A 1,241-nucleotide genomic window follows, 5' to 3' on the forward strand; every position below is an offset into this window, starting at 1 on the left:
TTGCTTCATATTATATGGTTAAGTCCTCGATCTATTAGTATTCGTCAGCTCCACGTGTCACCACGCTTCCACCTCGAACCTATCAACCTGATCATCTTTCAGGGATCTTACTAGCTTAACGCTATGGGAAATCTCATCTTGAGGGGGGCTTCATGCTTAGATGCTTTCAGCACTTATCCCTTCCGCACATAGCTACCCAGCTATGCCCTTGGCAGAACAACTGGTACACCAGCGGTGCGTCCATCCCGGTCCTCTCGTACTAAGGACAGCTCCTCTCAAATTTCCTACGCCCACGACGGATAGGGACCGAACTGTCTCACGACGTTCTGAACCCAGCTCGCGTACCGCTTTAATGGGCGAACAGCCCAACCCTTGGGACCGACTACAGCCCCAGGATGCGATGAGCCGACATCGAGGTGCCAAACCTCCCCGTCGATGTGGACTCTTGGGGGAGATAAGCCTGTTATCCCCGGGGTAGCTTTTATCCGTTGAGCGATGGCCCTTCCATGCGGAACCACCGGATCACTAAGCCCGACTTTCGTCCCTGCTCGACTTGTAGGTCTCGCAGTCAAGCTCCCTTATGCCTTTGCACTCTACGAATGATTTCCAACCATTCTGAGGGAACCTTTGGGCGCCTCCGTTACTTTTTAGGAGGCGACCGCCCCAGTCAAACTGCCCACCTGACACTGTCTCCCGGGTCGATAAGACCCGTAGGTTAGAATTTCAATACAGCCAGGGCGGTATCCCACCAGCGCCTCCACCGAAGCTAGCGCTCCGGCTTCAAAGGCTCCCGCCTATCCTGTACAAGCTGTACCAAAATTCAATATCAGGCTACAGTAAAGCTCCACGGGGTCTTTCCGTCCTGTCGCGGGTAACCTGCATCTTCACAGGTACTATAATTTCACCGAGTCTCTGGTTGAGACAGTGCCCAAATCGTTACACCTTTCGTGCGGGTCGGAACTTACCCGACAAGGAATTTCGCTACCTTAGGACCGTTATAGTTACGGCCGCCGTTTACTGGGGCTTCAGTTCAGAGCTTCGCTTGCGCTAACCCCTCTCCTTAACCTTCCAGCACCGGGCAGGTGTCAGCCCCTATACTTCGCCTTACGGCTTCGCAGAGACCTGTGTTTTTGCTAAACAGTCGCTTGGGCCTATTCACTGCGGCTTTCCGTTAAGAAAGCACCCCTTCTCCCGAAGTTACGGGGTCATTTTGCCGAGTTCCTTAACCAGAGTTCTCTCGC

Annotated in this window: 1 rRNA gene; it reads right to left on the reverse strand. The window is 53.4% G+C overall.

The features are described 5' to 3' along the window. Positions 1-14: 14 nt before the first annotated feature. Positions 15-1,241 (reverse strand): 23S ribosomal RNA (locus tag BM350_RS25920); the annotation flags it as partial.

Origin of the sequence: Bacillus sp. 103mf (assembly GCF_900116295.1) — a bacterium.
Taxonomy (GTDB): domain Bacteria; phylum Bacillota; class Bacilli; order Bacillales; family Bacillaceae_G; genus Bacillus_A; species Bacillus_A bruguierae.